1 protein-coding gene is annotated in these 876 nt (G+C 74.2%); it reads right to left on the bottom strand.

What is annotated here, in order from left to right; genetic code table 11:
- On the bottom strand, nt 1-721 hold a 721-nt coding region (locus tag ACTIDRAF_RS0223775; RefSeq protein ID WP_016701185.1), incomplete at its 3' end, for a LysR family transcriptional regulator.
- Nucleotides 722-876: the final 155 nt, after the last annotated feature.

Genomic DNA, 876 nt, shown 5'->3' with positions numbered 1-876 from the left:
CCCCCGCCACCACCGCCCCGCGCACCGCCGTCGCCGAACCGAGTTCCACCAGCGCGGTCCCGGCCGGAACACCCGCCCGGCGCAGCTCGTGGTCGAGGGTCTCCCGCGTCCCGGACCCGTGCTCCCGCAGCACCAGGGGGGTGCCGGACAGCTCGGCCGCGGCGAGCGGTGCGGATCGACCCGCCCAGTCGTGCCCCGGGGGGACGACGACGACAAGACGGTCCTGCGCGACGACGCGGGTGGCCAGCCCCGGGGGAGTTCTCGGTGTCTCGACGAACCCCAGGTCGACCTCGCCCCCGCTGACCGCCTCGATGACCTGCTCGCTGTTGACGACCTGAAGGCCGACGTAGAGCTGGGGCCGGTACCGGCGGAGTTCACCGATCCACGCGGGGACCAGGTGTTCGGCGAGGGTCATGCTGGCCGCGACCCGCAACTCCGCGTCCCGTTTGGCGCGCAGGGCCTCCGCGCCGGTGGCCAGCGCCCCCATCTCGTCGAGCACCCGTCGGGACCATCCCGCGACCAGCACGCCGTCGGGGGTCAGGGTGGAGCCCCGCCGTGTCCGGTCGACCAGCACCAGCCCGAGGAGGCGTTCCAGCGCGGAGAGCCGCTTGCTCGCCGAGGGCTGCGCGACGCCGACTTCGGTCGCGGCGCGCCCGAGGCTGCCCAGTTCCCCGATGAGCACCAGCAGGCGGAGGGAGTCGGGGTCGGGCAGGCGGGTCATAACCAGAGGGTATGAGCAGGCAGTCGACTGACCACTACCGCGCCGTACCGGCGGCACCGAGGATCGGAGGTGTGAGTTCCGACCAGCGGTTGTCCCGGGAGCCCGGCCGAGGTGCGCGCAGGCTGGTGCCCGGTCTGCTGCTGGCGGCGGTCGGG

This window comes from Actinoalloteichus spitiensis RMV-1378 (assembly GCF_000239155.1).
GTDB classification, from domain to species: Bacteria; Actinomycetota; Actinomycetes; order Mycobacteriales; family Pseudonocardiaceae; genus Actinoalloteichus_B; species Actinoalloteichus_B spitiensis.
Note: the sequence above shows the minus strand (reverse complement) of the source record. Positions and strands in the feature narration are given on the sequence as shown.